The organism is Sphaerisporangium corydalis (assembly GCF_025506355.1).
GTDB classification, from domain to species: domain Bacteria; phylum Actinomycetota; class Actinomycetes; order Streptosporangiales; family Streptosporangiaceae; genus Sphaerisporangium; species Sphaerisporangium corydalis.
Window position 1 is genome coordinate 72,527 of sequence record NZ_JANZYP010000029.1, and the last position, 16,749, is coordinate 89,275.

The 16,749-nt window shown below is 71.9% G+C and carries 16 protein-coding genes; 11 read left to right on the forward strand and 5 right to left on the reverse strand.

Annotated elements, in window-relative coordinates; translation table 11 throughout:
- The first annotated feature begins 19 nt into the window (after positions 1–19).
- Together NYZ98_RS20770 and NYZ98_RS20775 are read left to right on the forward strand one after the other, a co-directional pair.
- Positions 20–331 (forward strand): hypothetical protein, encoded by a 312-nt coding sequence (locus tag NYZ98_RS20770; RefSeq protein WP_262844496.1) that lies wholly within the window; start codon positions 20–22, stop codon positions 329–331.
- Complete coding sequence (locus NYZ98_RS20775; RefSeq protein WP_262844497.1) at positions 328–1,509, forward strand: ThiF family adenylyltransferase; 1,182 nt, start codon at positions 328–330, stop codon at positions 1,507–1,509. The genes NYZ98_RS20770 and NYZ98_RS20775 overlap by 4 nt, the downstream gene beginning before the upstream one ends.
- A 39-nt stretch (positions 1,510–1,548) precedes the next feature.
- Here the strand turns inward: NYZ98_RS20775 and NYZ98_RS20780 are convergent, their stop codons facing one another.
- The 4 genes from NYZ98_RS20780 to NYZ98_RS20795 form a co-directional block, all read right to left on the reverse strand.
- A complete protein-coding gene (locus tag NYZ98_RS20780) occupies positions 1,549–2,220 on the reverse strand; it encodes a FadR/GntR family transcriptional regulator (RefSeq protein ID WP_262844498.1) in 672 nt (223 codons plus the stop codon).
- Positions 2,221–2,286: 66 nt separating this feature from the next.
- Positions 2,287–3,318 carry an MBL fold metallo-hydrolase gene (locus NYZ98_RS20785; RefSeq protein WP_262844499.1) on the reverse strand — a complete coding sequence of 344 codons (1,032 nt, stop codon included), beginning with the start codon at positions 3,316–3,318 and terminating at the stop codon, positions 2,287–2,289.
- The gene (locus NYZ98_RS20790) at positions 3,315–4,475 is read right to left on the reverse strand and encodes a steroid 3-ketoacyl-CoA thiolase (protein ID WP_262844500.1); all 1,161 of its coding nucleotides are present in this window, start codon (positions 4,473–4,475) and stop codon (positions 3,315–3,317) included. The genes NYZ98_RS20785 and NYZ98_RS20790 overlap by 4 nt, the downstream gene beginning before the upstream one ends.
- Before the next feature lie 117 nt (positions 4,476–4,592).
- The gene (locus NYZ98_RS20795; protein WP_262844501.1) at positions 4,593–5,267 is read right to left on the reverse strand and encodes a TetR family transcriptional regulator; all 675 of its coding nucleotides are present in this window, start codon (positions 5,265–5,267) and stop codon (positions 4,593–4,595) included.
- Positions 5,268–5,445: 178 nt separating this feature from the next.
- On the opposite strand from NYZ98_RS20795, the gene NYZ98_RS20800 reads away from it, so the two are divergent.
- The 6 genes from NYZ98_RS20800 (at position 5,446) to NYZ98_RS20825 (ending at position 12,023) form a co-directional block, all read left to right on the forward strand.
- Complete coding sequence (locus NYZ98_RS20800; RefSeq protein ID WP_262844502.1) at positions 5,446–7,113, forward strand: AMP-binding protein; 1,668 nt, start codon at positions 5,446–5,448, stop codon at positions 7,111–7,113.
- Complete coding sequence (locus tag NYZ98_RS20805; protein WP_262844503.1) at positions 7,113–8,210, forward strand: acyl-CoA dehydrogenase family protein; 1,098 nt, start codon at positions 7,113–7,115, stop codon at positions 8,208–8,210. Before NYZ98_RS20800 ends, NYZ98_RS20805 begins: the two co-directional genes overlap by 1 nt.
- Positions 8,210–9,364: an acyl-CoA dehydrogenase family protein gene (locus tag NYZ98_RS20810; protein WP_262844504.1), complete on the forward strand. Its 1,155-nt coding sequence runs from the start codon at positions 8,210–8,212 to the stop codon at positions 9,362–9,364. The genes NYZ98_RS20805 and NYZ98_RS20810 overlap by 1 nt, the downstream gene beginning before the upstream one ends.
- A gap of 41 nt (positions 9,365–9,405) precedes the next feature.
- Positions 9,406–10,362, forward strand: a complete 957-nt coding sequence (locus tag NYZ98_RS20815; protein ID WP_262844505.1) for a bifunctional MaoC family dehydratase N-terminal/OB-fold nucleic acid binding domain-containing protein — start codon at positions 9,406–9,408, stop codon at positions 10,360–10,362.
- Positions 10,362–10,769 (forward strand): MaoC/PaaZ C-terminal domain-containing protein, encoded by a 408-nt coding sequence (locus tag NYZ98_RS20820; RefSeq protein ID WP_262844506.1) that lies wholly within the window; start codon positions 10,362–10,364, stop codon positions 10,767–10,769. The genes NYZ98_RS20815 and NYZ98_RS20820 overlap by 1 nt, the downstream gene beginning before the upstream one ends.
- 81 nt (positions 10,770–10,850) lie before the next feature.
- Complete coding sequence (locus NYZ98_RS20825; protein ID WP_262844507.1) at positions 10,851–12,023, forward strand: lipid-transfer protein; 1,173 nt, start codon at positions 10,851–10,853, stop codon at positions 12,021–12,023.
- A 118-nt stretch (positions 12,024–12,141) separates the two neighbouring features.
- Here the strand turns inward: NYZ98_RS20825 and NYZ98_RS20830 are convergent, their stop codons facing one another.
- Positions 12,142–13,986, reverse strand: a complete 1,845-nt coding sequence (locus tag NYZ98_RS20830) for a hypothetical protein (protein WP_262844508.1) — start codon at positions 13,984–13,986, stop codon at positions 12,142–12,144.
- A gap of 382 nt (positions 13,987–14,368) precedes the next feature.
- Here NYZ98_RS20830 and NYZ98_RS20835 point away from each other — a divergent pair, with 382 nt between their 5' ends.
- From NYZ98_RS20835 to NYZ98_RS20845, 3 genes are read left to right on the forward strand one after another with little or no spacing between them, the layout of a single operon-like run.
- On the forward strand, positions 14,369–15,412 hold the full coding sequence (locus NYZ98_RS20835) for an ABC transporter ATP-binding protein (RefSeq protein WP_262844509.1): 1,044 nt from the start codon (positions 14,369–14,371) through the stop codon (positions 15,410–15,412).
- On the forward strand, positions 15,405–16,070 hold the full coding sequence (locus NYZ98_RS20840; protein ID WP_262844510.1) for an ABC transporter permease: 666 nt from the start codon (positions 15,405–15,407) through the stop codon (positions 16,068–16,070). Before NYZ98_RS20835 ends, NYZ98_RS20840 begins: the two co-directional genes overlap by 8 nt.
- A complete protein-coding gene (locus NYZ98_RS20845) occupies positions 16,067–16,738 on the forward strand; it encodes an ABC transporter permease (protein WP_262844511.1) in 672 nt (223 codons plus the stop codon). Before NYZ98_RS20840 ends, NYZ98_RS20845 begins: the two co-directional genes overlap by 4 nt.
- Positions 16,739–16,749 lie beyond the last annotated feature (11 nt).

Sequence of the window (16,749 nt, forward strand, 5' to 3'; positions counted from 1 at the left end):
ATGGCGATCGGGGAACGTCATGGAAGCCTTCTGGATCATCGTCGTCATCGTCGGGGTGGTGGTCGTCGCCGGTTACCTGCTGAGCGGCGGCGGCAGGCCGCCGAACGGGCCTCCGCCGGCTCCACCGGGACGGGCGGCCGGGGGATCGCCGGACTTCCAGATCATCGACTGGCAGAAGGCGCGGTCCACCACGTCCTCGCCCGGTCCGGTGGGAGCCGAGGGAGGACCGATCGGGCCCACCGTCCGCCGGGTCAACCCGACCGCGCGCTGCAACAAGACAGGTTCGCTCGTCCGTGACTGCACCTGCGAGAAGCATCGGGGTATTCGATGACGACCACCCGGCTCCACTCCCGCGACATGCGCGCCGGCTACGACCCCGAGCGGCTGGCCCGCGCGCGCGTCCTCGTCGTCGGGGTGGGGGCGCTGGGGCAGAACATCCTGCAGACGCTGGCGCTCAGCGGCGTAGGGAACTTCCTGCTCGTCGACTTCGACCGGTTCGAGGACCACAACGCGACCCGGTCGCCGTTCTTCCCTGCGGACGGATGGGGTGCGCGGTACGAGGGCCGCAAGGCGCCTCTGGTGGCCATGCGCGCCCTCGCCGCGAGCACCGCCACCGACCCGGCGATCTACTACTCGACCGAGACCGTGCAACAGGTGGGGGACACCGGCATCCGCTGGGCGGACGTGGTGGTGTCGGCGGTCGACAGCGTCCCGGCGCGGGGCTGGCTCGCCGAGCGGTCCCGGCTGCACGCGACGCCGATGGTGGAAGGGGGGTTCTCCGGCTCGGAGTTCAACTTCTCCAGCTTCTCGGCGGAGGCGGGGACCGTCTGCTACCGGTGCTTCAACGCCGAGCGCGCGTCCTCCACCTCCTGCACGCGGTACGCGCTCGAACTGGAGCGTGAGGCCATCGTCCCCTCGATCCAGACCACCGCGGCCGTGCTCGCCGGGTACATGACCGAGCAGGTGATGGGGATCGTGCACGAGGACTGGGCCGTGTACGGGACGCGGTCCTACGGCGACGTCCGGCGCACCCGGTTCGAGACCGCCGTGCTCCCCGTGCACCCGCGCTGCCCCGGCGAGCACGTCCCGCTGCCGGACGCGGGCGAGCTTCCCGGCGGGCTCGCGACGGTCGGTGACCTCATGGCGGTGCTGCGCGACCGGTACCGCGAGGGATGGCTCCTGCTCTCCGAACCCGTGGTCCTCGCGCAGACGTGCACGGTGTGCCTGCGCATGTGCCAGGTGCGGTCCCTGGAGTCCTCGTGGATGCTCGACCCGGTCTGCGTGGACTGCGGCGGGCCCTGGCCGCTGGGCGACGCCAGGGAACCCGACATCGCCACCCTCGTCGACTTCACCCTCACCCCCGACGACCGCCTCGCGGCGACCCCCCTGCACGACGTAGGCGTCCGCCCCGGCGGCTCCGTCGTCGTAGAACCCCTCGACACCCCCCAATTCCTCCTCCACACCCCCGGCACCCTCCCCGAAACCTGCCCCCGCTACCTCGTCCCCTGATCCCCGGGCGAAGGTGGGCGTGGAGCTACGCGGAGGGCGTCACAGGGCGCTGCGGAGCCATTGTTCTACGCCGGCCACGTGGACGGTGGCCCAGGCGCGGGCGACGTCTGGTTGGTGGGCGGCGATGGCCTCGTAGATGGCTAGGTGTTGTTCCTGGGTCTTGACGGTGGCGCCCTCTTGGGTGAGGCCGCGCCAGATGCGGGCCCGGGTGGTGGGGCCGGACAGGCTTTCGATGAGGGAGCACAGCACGGTGTTGCCGGAGCCCAGGGCGATGCGCTGGTGGAACTCCAGGTCGTTGGCCACGAGCTGCTCGATGTTGGGGTTCTCGGGCAGCGCCTCCAGGATGGCCCGCAGCTCCTTGATGTCGTCGGGGCCCATGTTGGCCGCGGCCATCGCCGTCGCCGACGGTTCGAGGATGCGGCGCACCTGGAAGAACTCCAGGACGGTGTCGTCGCGGTGGAAGTCGACCACGAACGACAGGGCGTCGAGCAGCAGCCGGGGCTCCAGGCTGGTGACGTACGTGCCGTCGCCCTGCCGCACGTCCAGCACGTTGATCAGCGCCAGCGCGCGGACGGCCTCGCGCAGAGAGTTGCGCGAGAGGCCGAGCCGTTCGGCGAGGTCGGCCTCCTTCGGCAGCCTGGCGCCGGGGGCCAGCTCGCCCGAGACGATCATTTCCTTGATCTTGTCGATCGCCGCGTCCGTGACCGCCACGGAGTCACCACCCCTAGAGTTGCTTTTCGTCCCGCACAGACATCCGATGTCTACGAGTGTAGGCGCTCAGTGTGACAGGGTTGTGAACCGGACGGGATCGCCGGGAGCGCCAGATACCCGACCGGCGAGCCCGCGTACCTCGAGTGTCCGCAGGTGGGCGGCGGCCTCGCCCGCCGCCATCCCGCGCTGCATCGGCCCGAGATCCGCCCACGGACGGTTCCAGGTCATCCGCTCGGCTACGTCCCAGATCGTCGGCGGGGCCGTCCTGAGCCCCGCCAGCAACTCGCGCAGGACGGTGAGCTTCTCCTCGTGGTGGGCGCGGATCTCCGACGCGCGCGCGGCCACGTCCGGGAACGTCCACTCGTGCGCGGGCAGCGCCTCGACGTCCACGAGCTCCGCCACGCGGTCAAGAGACGCGAGGAAGTCGCCTAATGGGTCGACATCGTTCCGGTCATACGGATAAATGCCGATGTGGGGGGTGATGCCGGGGAGAACGTGGTCACCGGTGAAGAGCCGGCCGGTGTCCTCCAAATAGAGGCAGACATGGCCGGGCGTGTGCCCGGGTGTCCAGACCGTCCGCAGCCGCCGCCCCGGCAGGTCGATCAGGTCCCCATCCTGGAGCTCCAGATCGGGCAGTGCGGGCGGATCGGGCCGGTCGGCGACCGAGACCGCGTCCGCCTCGGAGCCCGCGCCCGCCCGGCGCATCATGTCGGCCTGGAAGTCGCGGGCGCTGCCACCCGCCATGCCGCGGATCAGCCGGACCAGGGTGGCGTCCGCCTCGTGCATGGCGATCCAGCCGTCGGACTCCTCGCGCACCCGCCCGGCGAGCCCCGCGTGGTCGGGGTGGTGGTGCGTGACGACCACCCCGCGCACGTCCCGGACGTCGATGCCGAGCGCGGCGAGCCCGTCGCGGAGCGCCGCCCAGGCGTCCCGGTGGTTCCACCCGGCGTCGACGAGCACCGGCCCGGCGGGGGAGTCCACCGCGTACACCAGCGTGTACCCGAGCGGGTTGCCGGGGATCGGCACCGGGACGCTCCACACGCCGCCGCCCAGGTCCGCGGGCCGCTGCGCGCTGTAGGGCCTGCGCCGCGTCTTCACACCCGCTCGAGAACGGTGGCGGTGGCGAGCGCGCCGCCGGCGCACATCGTGACCAGGGCGGTGGAGGAGTCCGACCGCTCCATCTCGTGCAGGGCGGTGGTGATCAGCCGCGAACCCGTGGCCCCGACCGGATGCCCGAGCGCGATCGCGCCGCCGCTCACGTTCACGTGGTCCATCTCCGGCCGGTGCACCGTCGCCCATGACAGGACCACGGCGGCGAACGCCTCGTTCACCTCGAACCTGTCGATGTCGGCCATCGTCATCCCGGCGTCGGCCAGCACCTTGGCGGTGGCGTCCACCGGGCCGTCCAGGTGGAAGTACGGCTCGGAGCCGACCAGGGCCTGGGCGAGGAGACGGGCGCGCGGGCGCAGGCCCTGCCGCGCGGCGGCCTCCTCGCTCATCAGCAGCACGGCCGCCGCGCCGTCGGAGATCTGCGAGGAGGTGCCCGCGGTGTGCAACGCGTTCTCGCCGAGCACCGGCTTGAGCCTGGCCAGCCCCTCGGCCGTGGTGTCGCGCAGGCCCTGGTCCCGGGTGACCTCGCGGGTCTCGCCCGTCGGCAGGCCGTCGTCGCCGAGTACGGGCGCGGTGACCGGGATGATCTCGCGTTCGAACCGGCCGTCGGCCCACGCCTTGGCGGCGAGCTGCTGGGACCGCGCGCCGAACGCGTCGAGCCGCTCGCGCGTGAGCCCCCGGCGCCTGGCGATGCGCTCGGCGGCGGTGAACTGGTCGGGCATGTCGATGGACCAGTCGTCCGGACGGGGACTGGCGGGCAGCACGTTGCTGCCGAGCGGCTGGCGGCTCATGACCTCGACGCCGCAGGCGATGCCCGCGTCGATCACCCCGGCCTGGATGAGCGCGGCGACGAGGTGGACGGCCTGCTGGGACGACCCGCACTGCGCGTCCACGGTGGTGACGCCCGTCTGGTACGGCAGTCCGGCGTACAGCCAGGCGTGCCGGCCGACGTGGCCGCCCTGCTCGCCCGCCTGCGTGACGCAGCCGGCGAACGCCTGGCCGATGGTCGCGGGGTCGACGCCGGACCTGTCCACCACGCCCCGCATCGCCGCCGCGAGCAGGGCTTGGGGCTTGACCCCCGAAAGCCAGCCGTTGCGCTTGCCGATCGGGGTTCGTACGGCCTCGACGATCACCGGCGTGCCCATACGGGCCTCCTCAACGTTCGAACGTTGTTCTAGCCGAGACTGTAACGGGTTCTATTTTCGGGCGGAAGTCCCGCGCCGGGGCGCGCGTACGGCGCGCGCGCCCGGAAAGCGTCCCGGTCAGACCTCGAAGTCGGCGAGGAGGCGTTCTGCGGCGATCTCGATGCGGCGCTGGATCTGCTCGTACGTGCGCCGGCCGCGGAGCATTTCGAGTAGTTCGTGCACCCACACGCTCGCCAGGGAGCCCGCAAGGGCGAACTGCACCTCGCTCGCGGACTGGGCGGTGAGGCCGTCGCCCGCGACGCGCAGCAGCAGCCCGGCCATGCGGTCGCCGAACGGGGTGTCGACCTCGGCCATGATGAGCGAGCGGATCAGCGCGTCGGCCAGCTCCGGCTCGCGCATGAGGCCGCGCGTGGCGCGCATGAGGACGTCCACGGCCCGGCCGGCCGGGGACGCCGCGCTGGGCGGGCGCCGCTCGATGCTGCTCTCGAGCAGGTCGATCTCCTCGCCGACGACGGCGACGACGAGATCCATCTTGGAGGGGAAGTAGCGGTAGAGCGTGCCGAGGGCGACGCCGGCGCGCTCGGCGACGGTCCGCATCTGCATCGCCTCGACACCGCCGCGCGAGGCGAGCGCCGCGGCGGCCTGGACGATGCGCTTGCGCCGCTGGTGCTGGCTGCGCGTGCGGGCGCCCGAGGAGACAGGGACCGCTGGGGGCGGGTGCACCGCGTGATCGCCGCCGTCGGGGCCTGTGGGCGCCGTGGCGGCTGAGGTGCCGGCATGCGTGGTGCGCATAAGAACACGTTACCGGATTACCCGCAGGTAGGGCGTGTTACTGGCCGGTCACAAGGAATGCCGGTCTTGCATGACGTTTGTGTTGCGTACACATGTCCTGGAGCCTTCACGCACATCACCTCTGGACACAGATTAGAATCTGTTCTAGTTTGCGGCTGACCAGGTCATGGGAGGCGACATGCCGGTGGACACGCTCGCGGGCCTGCTCCGGTCCAGGGCCCGGGACCGAAGGCCGGGGCTGTACTTCGAGGAGCGCGTGTGGTCCTGGCGTGCATACGTGGACGAATGCCGCGAACGGGCCGCCTGGCTGGACGCCGCGCACGCGGCGCGGGATGCCGAGGAGCGGGCCACGCCGGGTCCGCTGCACTTCGCGGTCCTGTTCGACAACGTCCCCGAGCTGCTGTTCCTGCTGGGCGGCGCCGCGCTGTCCGGGCACGTGCTCGTCGCGCTCAACACCACCAGGAGCCCTGCCGAGCTGGAGGGCGACGCGCGGGCGACGCACGCCGCCCTCGTCCTCCACGAGCCCGCGTACGCCGACCTGGCCGGCCACGTCGCCGGGCGGCTCGGCGTGCGGGCCGTGTCCACCGACCTGAGGGTTCCGTTCGCCACCGCGACGACCGCCGGCGACGCGCCCTCGAACGGCGAACGAGAGGCCGCCCCCGAGGACCTGGTGATGCTGATCTTCACCTCCGGGACGTCGGGACGTCCCCGCGCCGTCCGGGTGACCCAGCGCAAGATCGCCGTGCCCGGCACCAGCCTGGGGGCCGGGCTGACGCCCGAGGACGTCGTCTACAGCTCCATGCCGCTGTTCCACTCCGGCGCGATCATGGCCGCGTACGCGCCCGCCGTGGCGTCCGGCGCGGGCCTGGTGCTCCGCAGGCGGTTCTCGGCGTCCGGCACGCTGCCCGACGTGCGGCGCTACGGGTGCACGTACCTGCACTACGTCGGCAAGGCCCTGTCCTACGTCCTGGCCACGCCGGAGCGGCCGGACGACGCCGACAACCCGCTGCGGCTCGCATTCGGCAACGAGGGGAGCGCCACGGCGGTCCGGCGCTTCGGGCGGCGGTTCGGCTGCCACGTCGTCGACGCGTTCGGCTCCACCGAGACCGCCATCGCGATCAGCCCCGACCCGGCGGGCCCGCCCGGCTGCCTCGGCCGCCTCCCCGAGGGGGTGGAGATCCGCGACCGGGCCACCGGGCGCCGCTGCCCGCCGGCGGTCGTCGAGGACGGCCGGCTGCTCAACGCGGACGAGGCGATCGGCGAGCTGGTCAACACCCGGGGGCTCGGCCTGTTCGACGGCTACTACAACGACGCGGCGGCCGACGGGGAGCGGGTACGGGAGGGCGAGTTCTGGAGCGGCGACATGGCCTACGCCGACCCCGCCGGCTTCGTGTTCTTCGCGGGACGGGGCACCGAACGCCTGCGGGTGGACGGCGAGAACCTGGCCGTCGCCCCCATCGAAGGGGTGATCCGCGAGTTCCCCGGCGTCGTGGAGGCGGCCGTGTACCCGGTGCCCGACGCGGCGGCCGGCGACCAGGTGATGGCCGCGCTCGTGCTCGACGGCGACTTCGACCCCGGCGCGTTCGCCGCCTTCCTGGCCGGGCGGGCCGATCTCGGCGGCAAGTCGCTGCCGCGTTACGTGCGGGTCGCAGGCGAGCTGCCGCAGACCCCCTCGCACAAGGTCGTCAAGCGCGTCCTCGCCGCCGAGGGGTGGCGCGCCGGCGACCCGGTCTGGTGGCGTCCCCCCGAGGCGCCGTCGGCTTTCAGGCAGATCACCAAGGCGGACCTCGCGGCGATCGAGGACGAGTTCGTCCGGCACGGCCGGCACCACCTACTGGAGCGCTGATGGACTTCACGCTGGACGAGACACAGGCGGAGCTGAAGGAACTGGCCGCGGGCCTGTTCGGCCGCGAGGCCGCCCAGGACCGGCTCGCCGACCACGACAGGAGCGGCCGGCCGTACGACGCGGCGCTGTGGAAGGCGGCGGCGCAGGCGGGGCTCATCGGCGCCTGCCTGCCCGAGGACGCGGGCGGCGCCGGGCTGGGCGCGGTGGAGATGGCCGTGATCCTGCGCGAGGCCGGGGCCAGGGTCACCCCGATCCCGCTCCAGGACGGCCTGGTGGCGGGGATGGTCATCGGGAGGCACGGCACCGCGGAGCAGCGCGGGGCCCTGGGCCGCCTCGCCGAGGGCGAGATCGTGCTGACGACCGCGCTGCTGGAACCGGGCCAGGACCTCGGCGCGGCCCCCCGTACGACGGCGCGGCGGACGTCGGGCGCGGACGGGGAGGGGTGGCTGCTGTCCGGGCGCAAGACCATGGTCTCCTACGCCGCCGAGTCCGAGGCGATCCTGGTGCCCGCGCGGACCGACCGGGGCGCCGGCCTGTTCCTGGTGCGGCCCGGGGCGGCCGAGGTGCGCGCCGTCCCGGCCTCCACCGGCGAGCCCACCGCCGCCCTGATCCTCCAGGACGTCCCGGGCGAGCCGATCGGCGAGCCCGACGGCACGGCCTTCGGCGCGCTGCGGCTGCTCTCCCTGGTGGCGCTCACCGCGTCGGCCTCCGGCGTGCTGGCCGGGGCTCTGGAGCTGACCACCGACCACATCAGGACCCGCAAGCAGTTCGACCGGGTCCTCGCGGAGTTCCAGGCGGTGACCGTGCAGATCGCGGACGTCTACATCGCCGGGCGGGCCCTGGACGTGGCGGTCTGGTCGGGGGCGTGGCGGGTGGACCAGGGGCTCGACGAGGAGGCCGGGCTGGACCTGTCGGTCGCCGCGCACACCGTCGCCGACTCCGCGCTCGCCGCCCTGTACACCTGCCAGCACCTGCACGGCGGGATCGGGCTCGACGTCACCTACCCGCTGCACCGCTACTTCGCCTGGGGCAAGCACCGGGCCCACCTCCTCGGTGGCATCGAGGCCCGGCTGGACACGATTGGAGCGCTCGTCTGATGCTGATCGACCTCACCCCCGAGCAGAAGCGGCTGCGCGGAGAGCTGCGCGAGTACTTCACCGCGTGCCTGACCGGCGAGGACCGCAAGAAGATCGCCCAGGATCCGTTCGGCGAGACCTACATCGAGCACTGCCGCAGGCTCGGCCGCGACGGCAAGCTCGGCCTCGGCTGGCCCGCGGAGTACGGCGGCGGCGGCCTCGGGCCCCTGGAGCAGCAGATCTTCGCCAACGAGATCGCCCGCGCCGAGGTGCCGTACCCGATCATCACGCTGCAGACGGTCGGCCCGACGCTGATGCAGTACGGGACCACGGAGCAGAAGGAGTTCTTCCTGCCCCGGATCCTAGCGGGCGACTGCCACTTCGCCATCGGGTACAGCGAGCCCGGCGCCGGGACCGACCTCGCGTCCCTGCGCACCACGGCGGTCAGGGACGGCGACCACTACGTCGTCAACGGGCAGAAGATCTTCACCTCGGGCGCGCACTACTCCCAGTACATCTGGCTGGCCGCGCGCACCGACCCGGCCGCCAAGAAGCACCGGGGGATCTCAATGATGATCGTCGACACGGCGGACCCCGGGTTCTCCTGGACGCCGATCATGACGATGGACGGCCGCCACCACACCAACTCGACGTACTACTCGGACGTGCGCGTACCGGTGGACATGCTGGTCGGCGAGGAGAACAAGGGCTGGGACCTCATCGTCAACCAGCTCAACCACGAGCGGGTCACGCTCGGCCCCGCGGGCAACATCGCCCACGTGTACGACCGCTTCACCGCCTGGGCGCGGCGCACCGGCGTGGCCGGCGAGCCCGCGGTGCGCAGGGCCATCGCGCGCGTGTACGCCTACTGGCGCACCAACGAGCTGCTGAACTGGCAGGTCGCGGCGAACATGGACCTCGGCTGGCTGGGCGCGCCCGACGCCTCGGCCACCAAGGTCTACGGCTCGGAGCGCATGCAGGACGTGGGCCGGATCGTGGGCGAGGTGCTGGCGCGCTTCGGCGACCCCGCCGACCCCGAGACCGCCGAGTTCGTCGACGTGCTGGACCGGTCGGTCAAGGGGGCGGTCGTGCTGACCTTCGGCGGCGGGGTCAACGAGGTCCAGCGGGAGCTCATCGCGACGCTCGGCCTGCGGCTCCCGCGACCGCCCCGATGAGGCCGGCCCACGAGTAAAGGAACCGACGCTGAGGAGAAAGAGTGACGACGACGGCTGAATCGAGCCTCCACGAACTGCTGACCGCCCTCGGGGAGCGGCAGATCGCGGTGGGCGAGGTGCGGGGGGTGGCCGCGACCGACCCGGTGAACCTGCCGATGATCCACCACTGGACCGACGCGATGGGGGACGCCAACCCCGTCTACACCGACGAGGACTTCGCCCGGGGGAGCGTGCACGGGGAGATCGTCGCGCCGCCCGCGATGATCCAGGTGTGGACGATGCCGGGGCTCGCCCGCGCCAAGGGCGCCGCGTCCCCGATGGACGACGTGCTGGGCGCGCTCGACGAGAACGGCTTCACCGGCGTGGTCGCCACCAACTGCGAGCAGACCCACCACCGCTACCTGCGGCTGGGGGAGACGCTCGTGCCCGCCACCCGGATGACCGGGATGTCGGGGCCGAAGACCACGGCGCTCGGCGTCGGGTATTTCGTGACGTGGGTGGTCACCTGGTACTCGGGCGACGAGCCGGTAGCGGAAATGATGTTCCGGGTACTGAAATTTCGTCCCCGGGAGAAGAAATCCGAGCCCGAGGCCCGCGCGCCCTTTCCTCTTCGACCCGCCGTCAACAAGGACACCGCGTTCTTCTGGGATGGTGTGCGGGAAGGCGAGCTGCGGATCCAGAAATGCGGCGACTGCGGTGAGCTGCGGCACCCCCCGGGCCCGGTCTGCCCGTCCTGCCGATCGGTCAACCGGACGCACATCGTGGCCGCCGGCACCGGCGAGGTCTACAGCTTCGTCGTGCACCACAACCCCCCGGTGCCCGGGATCGAGACGCCGTTCGCCGTGGCCGTGATCGAACTACCGGAGGGCGTGCGCATTGTCGGGAATGTTGTTGGATGCCCGCTGGAAAAGGTGGGTATCGGTATGCAGTTACGTGTGACCTACCGAGAAATGGACGACGAGCTCGTCCTGCCGATGTGGGTACCCAGGGAGTCATGATGCGCACACTCACGGAGAAGGACATCGAGAGCGGTACCACGCTCCCGCCGCTGCGCGTCGACCTGAGCCCGACACTCGTCATCTCGACCGCGCTGGCCACCATGGACTTCACCCCGGTGCACCACGACGTCGAGCGGGCGCGTGCCCAGGGTTCCAAGGACATCTTCCTGAACATCCTGACGACGATGGGGCTGGTGGAGCGCTACGTCACCGACTGGGCCGGGCCGGAGGCGCTGATCCGGGGCATCAACGTCCGGCTCGGCGTGCCCGCGTACGCCGGCGACGCCATCGTGTTCAGCGGGACGGTCGTCTCGCGCGAAGGCGCCGAGGTGACCGTCGAGGTACGCGGCACGGTCAGCCTGGGCGACCACGCCACCGGCACCGTCCGCTTCTGCCTGCCCGGCTGAGCCCGCCGCCCCCCTCCCGGACCGGGCTCCTTCCCGAACCGCACCCGGCCCGGGCCGTTCGTCAGCAGAAAGGCACACCACGTGTACTCGCTCTCCGGCCGCACGGCCGTCGCGGGCATCGGCGCGACCGAGTTCTCCAAGGCCTCCGGCCGTACGGAGCTCCAGCTCGCCGCCGAGGCCGTCTTCGCCGCGCTCGACGACGCGGGCCTGTCCCCCTCCGAGGTCGACGGCCTGGTCACCTACACCCAGGACAGCAACCAGGAGATCTCCGTCGCGCGCGAGGTCGGCATCGGCGACCTGTCGTTCTTCTCCCGCGTCCACTACGGAGGCGGAGCCGCGTGCGGCACGGTGATGCACGCGGCCATGGCGGTCGCGACCGGCGCGGCGTCCACGGTCGTCTGCTACCGGGCGTTCAACGAGCGGTCGGGCCGCCGGTTCGGCCAGCCGGACGCCGGGCTCGGTGGCGAACCGTCGTCGCAGGGCATGGAGATGAGCTGGCACGTGCCGTACGGGCTCATGACGCCGGCGGCCTGGGTGGCGATGTTCGCCCAGCGGTACATGCACACCTACGGCGCGAGTTCGGAGGACTTCGGGCGGGTGGCCGTGGCGATGCGGCGGCACGCCGCAACCAACCCGGCGGCCTGGTTCCACGGCCGGCCGATCACGCTGGAGCAGCACCAGGCGTCCAAGTGGATCGTGGAGCCGCTGCACCTGCTCGACTGCTGCCAGGAGAGCGACGGGGCGGTGGCCCTGGTCGTCACCTCGGCCGAGCGGGCGCGTGACCTGCGGCGGTCCCCGGCGATCGTCTCGGCCGCCGCGCAGGGGTCGGGCGCCGGTCAGATGATGATGACGAGCTTCTACCGCGATGACATGTCCGGCTTGCCGGAAATGGGCGTTGTCGGGCGTGGGTTGTGGGAAATGTCGGGGCTTGCTCCGAAAGATATGCAGGCGGCGATCATCTACGACCATTTCACGCCGTTCGTGCTGAGCCAGCTGGAGGAACTCGGGTTCTGCGGCCGGGGCGAGGCCAAGGACTTCATCGCGAACGGCGGGATCGAGATCGACGGGCACCTGCCGGTGAACCCGCACGGCGGGCAACTCGGCGAGGCGTACATCCACGGCATGAACGGCATAGCGGAGGCCGTGCGCCAGATCAGGGGGACGTCGGTGAACCAGGTGGGCACGGTGCACAACGTGCTGGTGACCGCCGGCACGGGCGTCCCGACCAGCGGCCTCATCCTCTCCCAGGACTGACCGCCTCCCGACCGGCCGCCTACGCGCCGCCCGGGACCGCGCCTCCGTGACTCCCGGGGCCCGCTTTCGTGACTCCCGGGACCGCTTCGTGACTCCCGGGACCGCTTCCTGACGGCGGTCAGCGGGTGATGATGCCAGGCATCAGCATGAACACGAGCAGGGCGATCAGGACACAGAGGATGAATCCGCCCAGCTCCCAGAGCCAGTCGAAGTGGTGCTCGCCCAGTTTGATCGGCTTGAGCCGGTCGTGCCGGTGCCGCGTCGCGGGCTCCGCGCCGAACGGCGCGGCGTCGGTCTCCGCAGCCTCCGCCGCGTCGTCCTTCGCCTCCGAGGCGGAGTCCGCCTTCGTCCTGGCGCGGGTCGCCTTCACCGAGAAGACCGGAACGATGGGCACGACGGGGTCCGGGGTCGCCTTCGTGTCGTACGGCCCCTCCGGCTCGGCCAGCGCCGAACCTCGCGCGGCCGGCCCGTCCTGGGGCTCGTCGACCGGTGTCACCGGACTCACCGGACTCACCGGACTCACGACGGTGGACGAGGTTTCCTCGGCGGGCGTCGCGGAGGTGTCCGGTTCGGCGGGCGCGCGGGTGGACGCCATCCGCGCCGCGACGGCGTGGGTGAAGGCGGTGCGCGCCGCGACGGCGTGGGTGACCGCGGTCCGTGCCGCGACGGCGTGGGTGACCGCGGTCCGTGCCGCGACGGCGTGGGTGACCGCGGTCCGTGCCGCGACGGCGAGCCTGGCGAGGACGCTCGCCGTATCGGGCTCGGTGGAAAGGGACGGCTCCGGTTCCGCCGAAGCGGGGACGGCCTCGGTCTCCGCCCCCTCCGTCTTCGCCGGCGGGCGGCCCGCGGCGAAGGTCCGCTGGAGCGTGGGCCAGTTGCCCGCCGCCAGCGCGTCACCGAAGGACCGCTTGGGCATCGGCGCCCGCACGCCGGCGGGCTCGTCCACGGCCGTGGACCCGGCCGCCTCGGGGACGTCCGGCGCGACCGGCTTCGCCGAGGACGCGACCAGCGTGTCAGGCGGCGGAGGCGGTGCTTCACGGAAGGCCGGGGGAGCCGGGGGCGGCGGGGGTGGTGCCGCGTGGGAGACCGGGGGAGCTTGTGGTGGCGCGGGCGGTGCCGCGTGGGAGGCGGGTGGGGGTTTGACCAGGGAGTTCCGCTGGCCGGGCACCCGGACCTTGGGCATCGGCTCGGTGGTGGCCTCGTGCCGGGACCTGCGGCCGGGCTTGGGCGGCGTCAGCTCCTGGGCGGGGAAGACGCCGGTGTTGGTGAACGGGTTCGGGTCGGCGAGCGGCAGCGGCCACCGAGGCGTGGTGGGCCAGCGCAGCTCGCCCGCCGGTCGCGCGGTGGCCGTGGTGGCGTCCTCGGGGATCGCGCTGAGGATCCGCACCCGCAGGCCCAGGGACGGCGCGCGCCAGGGCAGCCGGGCCAGCGCGTCCTCGATGGGCGCGACGGCGAGCGCGCCGTACGCCTCGGCCACCGCGGGGGGCGCCGACGGTGCGGGCAGGGCGGAGGTCACGGCGGTGGACAGGGAGTGGCCGAACCGCTGGCGGGCGCTGAGCACGAGCTGCTCGGCGGTGTCGGCCGCGACGTCGAGCACCCAGGCCAGCTCCACGACGTCCAGCCCGCAGACCGCCGAGAGCAGCAGGACCTCGCGCTGGTGCGGCCGCACCTCGCGGATCACCCGCTCGATCAGCGCGGTCGCCGGGTCCACGGCGGGGTCGACGGACGGGAAGGCGTAGGCGACGTCGCGGCGGTAGATCTCGCGGCGGGCCAGCGCGTACAGCGCGGCGCGCGGGGGCTCGACGGCCGGGACGTTCTCGAACACGGCGACGAGCGCGTCGGCCGCGGAGGTGGTGCCGCCCAGCTGGTCGTGGCAGTACGCGTACAGGCCCGCGGCGTTACGGTCGTACAGCTCGGCGACCAGCTCGCCGCGGGGACGCCGATCGGTGAGCGATGGGGTCACGGCCGGTTCCTCTGGAATTCTCGAGCGGGCTGGTGGGTTTGGCCTGGCTGAGGAGGTTAGAGAGGGAGCTCGGGAGCCCCATCATGCCAAGGCTCCCCAGGAGCCACACTAATCGATGCCAGTTTGATAGATATCGCGAAAGTACCAGGAAGAAGCGGCCGGGCAGCTGACATTCGAACCTTTCAGAAATGCTGACATCCCGACAGGGCTGCTGTCCTGGGACAGATTGGTCCAGATCCCCATAGGGTGTGTCGGGAAAGATCAAGTGGACCCGCGGTCGGACCGTCACCTACCGTGGGGGCTGCCGAGCGGGTGGTAGCTGCGCAGCCGACTCGACGATTCCGGGCCATATGGGTCCCGGCCGAGAAGCACGAGGTCGTGCGTGATCACATTTGAAGGCGTCACCAAGCGCTACGGGGACGGAACGGTCGCCGTGGACAACCTCAACCTCCAGGTGCCCACAGGGGCCATAACCGTCTTCGTCGGGCCGTCCGGGTGCGGCAAGACCACTTCGCTACGCATGATCAACCGCATGATCGACGCGACTGAGGGGCGCATCCTCCTCGACGACCAGGACGTCAGGAAGATCGACCCGCCGACCCTGCGCCGGGGCATCGGCTACGTCATCCAGCAGTCCGGCCTGTTCCCGCACCGCAAGATCGTCGACAACGTCGCCACCGTGCCGTACCTGCTGGGCTGGGACAAGAAGAAGGCGCGCGACCGCGCGATGGAGCTGCTCGAACGCGTCGGCCTGGACCTCAAGATGGCCGACCGCTACCCGTTCCAGCTCTCCGGCGGCCAGCAGCAGCGCGTCGGCGTGGCGCGGGCGCTCGCCGCCGACCCGCCGGTGCTGCTCATGGACGAGCCGTTCAGCGCCGTCGACCCCGTCGTCCGCACCAGCCTGCAGGACGAGCTGCTCCGGCTGCAGGCCGAGCTGCAGAAGACGATCGTGTTCGTGACCCACGACATCGACGAGGCGATCAAGCTCGGCGACACCGTCGCGGTGTTCCGGGTCGGGGGCCACCTCGCGCAGGTCGCCGATCCCTCGACGCTGCTCGCCGAGCCCGCCGACGACTTCGTGGAGGGTTTCCTCGGCAGGGACCGAGGCATCCGCCGGCTGTCCTTTGTCTCCGCCGGCGACCTCGCCGTGCGGTCCGAGGCCGTCGTGCCCGGCTGGTCGGTCGCCCTGGACGAGGACAACCGGCCGCTCGGCTGGCGTCCGGACGGGGACGGGGCGGGACTTCAGCCGTTCGGTACGGTCGACCTGAAGAAGGACTCGCTGCGCGCGGCGCTGGACGCGGCCCTGCTCGCGCCGTCCGGCTGCCCGATCGCGGTGGACGGAGACGGGCGGTTCGCCGGAGTCGTCACCCGTGAGGCGCTGGACGAGGCGCTCACCCGGGCGACGAGGGGGCCCTCGGATGGGTGACGCCGAGCCCTTGGTGCGCTGGGACTGGATCGGCCGCAACTGGCCCAGCATCCAGACGCTCCTCGTCGACCACGTGATCATGGCGCTCGTCCCGGTGCTGCTCGGGCTGATCATCGCACTGCCGCTGGGCCTGGCGAGCGTGCGCTGGCGGCTGCTCTACCAGCCCACGGTCAGCCTGATGAACGTGGTCTACTCCCTGCCGTCGCTGGCCGTCTTCATCGTGCTGATCCCGCTGACCGGCCTCGCCGAGCGGGCCACGGTGATCATCCCCCTGACGTTCTACTCCCTGGCGGTGCTGATCCCCGCCGTGGTGGACGGCCTCGGGTCGGTGCCTGACCACGTCAGCCAGTCGGCCGTGGCGATGGGCTTCGGGCCGATGCGGCGGTTGCTGCAGGTGGACCTGCCCATCGCGGTGCCCGTCGTGCTCGCGGGCCTGCGGGTGGCCACGGTGTCCAGCATCAGCCTGGTCAGCGTCGGCGCCCTGATCGGCCGGGGCGGGCTCGGCTACCTGTTCATCGACGGGTGGCAGCGGCAGTTCTACACGCCCATCGTCGTGGGCATCGTGCTCGTCGTGGCGCTCGCCGTGCTGGCCGACGGCCTGCTGGTCCTCGCGCAGCGCCTGCTGACGCCCTGGGCGCGTGCCAGGAGGACCGCGTGAACTGGCTCTTCGACTTCTTCGGCAACGGGGACAACTGGTCCGGCTCCGACGGCATCCCGATGCGGCTCCTTGAGCACATCGAGTTCTCCGTGGTCGCCCTGCTGCTCGCGATGGTCATCGCGATCCCGCTCGGCCTGCTGATCGGCCACAAGCGGCGGGGCGCCGTCCTTGTGGTGGTCACCGCGAACGCGGCCCGCGCGCTGCCCACGCTCGGGCTGGTGGTGCTGATCGTCCTGCTGGTCGGGGTCGGCACGACGTGGCCCGTCCTGATCCCGCTGGTCGCCCTCGCGATCCCCCCGATCCTGGTCAACACCTACGAGGGCATCCGGGGCGTGGACGAGGACCTGCGCGACTCCGCGTACGGTATGGGCCTGCGCGGCGGGCAGGTGCTCATGAAGGTGCTGGTCCCGGTGGCGCTGCCGCTGATCCTGCTCGGGCTCCGCATCGCGGCGATCCAGGTGGTCGCGACGGCCACCGTCGCCGCGTACGTCGGCCTGGGCGGGCTCGGGCGGTACATCATCGACGGTCTGGCCACCAAGGACTTCCCCAGCACGATCGGGGGAGCGGTCCTGGTGGCCGTGCTCGCGTTGGTCGTGCAGCTTGGATTCTCGCTGCTGCAGCGCGTACTGGTCTCCCCCGGGGTGAGCCGGCGCGCCAAGGTCCGCTAATCTCTCTATTA

Excerpts from the sequence above, each read along its gene's own strand:
- NYZ98_RS20820 (WP_262844506.1), top strand. The coding sequence starts at position 10,362 with ATGCGCACACTCACGGAGAAGGACATCGAGAGCGGTACCACGCTCCCG.
- NYZ98_RS20800 (WP_262844502.1), top strand. The coding sequence starts at position 5,446 with ATGCCGGTGGACACGCTCGCGGGCCTGCTCCGGTCCAGGGCCCGGGAC.
- NYZ98_RS20795 (WP_262844501.1), bottom strand. The coding sequence starts at position 5,267 with ATGCGCACCACGCATGCCGGCACCTCAGCCGCCACGGCGCCCACAGGC.
- NYZ98_RS20810 (WP_262844504.1), top strand. The coding sequence starts at position 8,210 with ATGCTGATCGACCTCACCCCCGAGCAGAAGCGGCTGCGCGGAGAGCTG.
- NYZ98_RS20770 (WP_262844496.1), top strand. The coding sequence starts at position 20 with ATGGAAGCCTTCTGGATCATCGTCGTCATCGTCGGGGTGGTGGTCGTC.
- NYZ98_RS20840 (WP_262844510.1), top strand. The coding sequence starts at position 15,405 with ATGGGTGACGCCGAGCCCTTGGTGCGCTGGGACTGGATCGGCCGCAAC.
- NYZ98_RS20805 (WP_262844503.1), top strand. The coding sequence starts at position 7,113 with ATGGACTTCACGCTGGACGAGACACAGGCGGAGCTGAAGGAACTGGCC.
- NYZ98_RS20790 (WP_262844500.1), bottom strand. The coding sequence starts at position 4,475 with ATGGGCACGCCGGTGATCGTCGAGGCCGTACGAACCCCGATCGGCAAG.
- NYZ98_RS20775 (WP_262844497.1), top strand. The coding sequence starts at position 328 with ATGACGACCACCCGGCTCCACTCCCGCGACATGCGCGCCGGCTACGAC.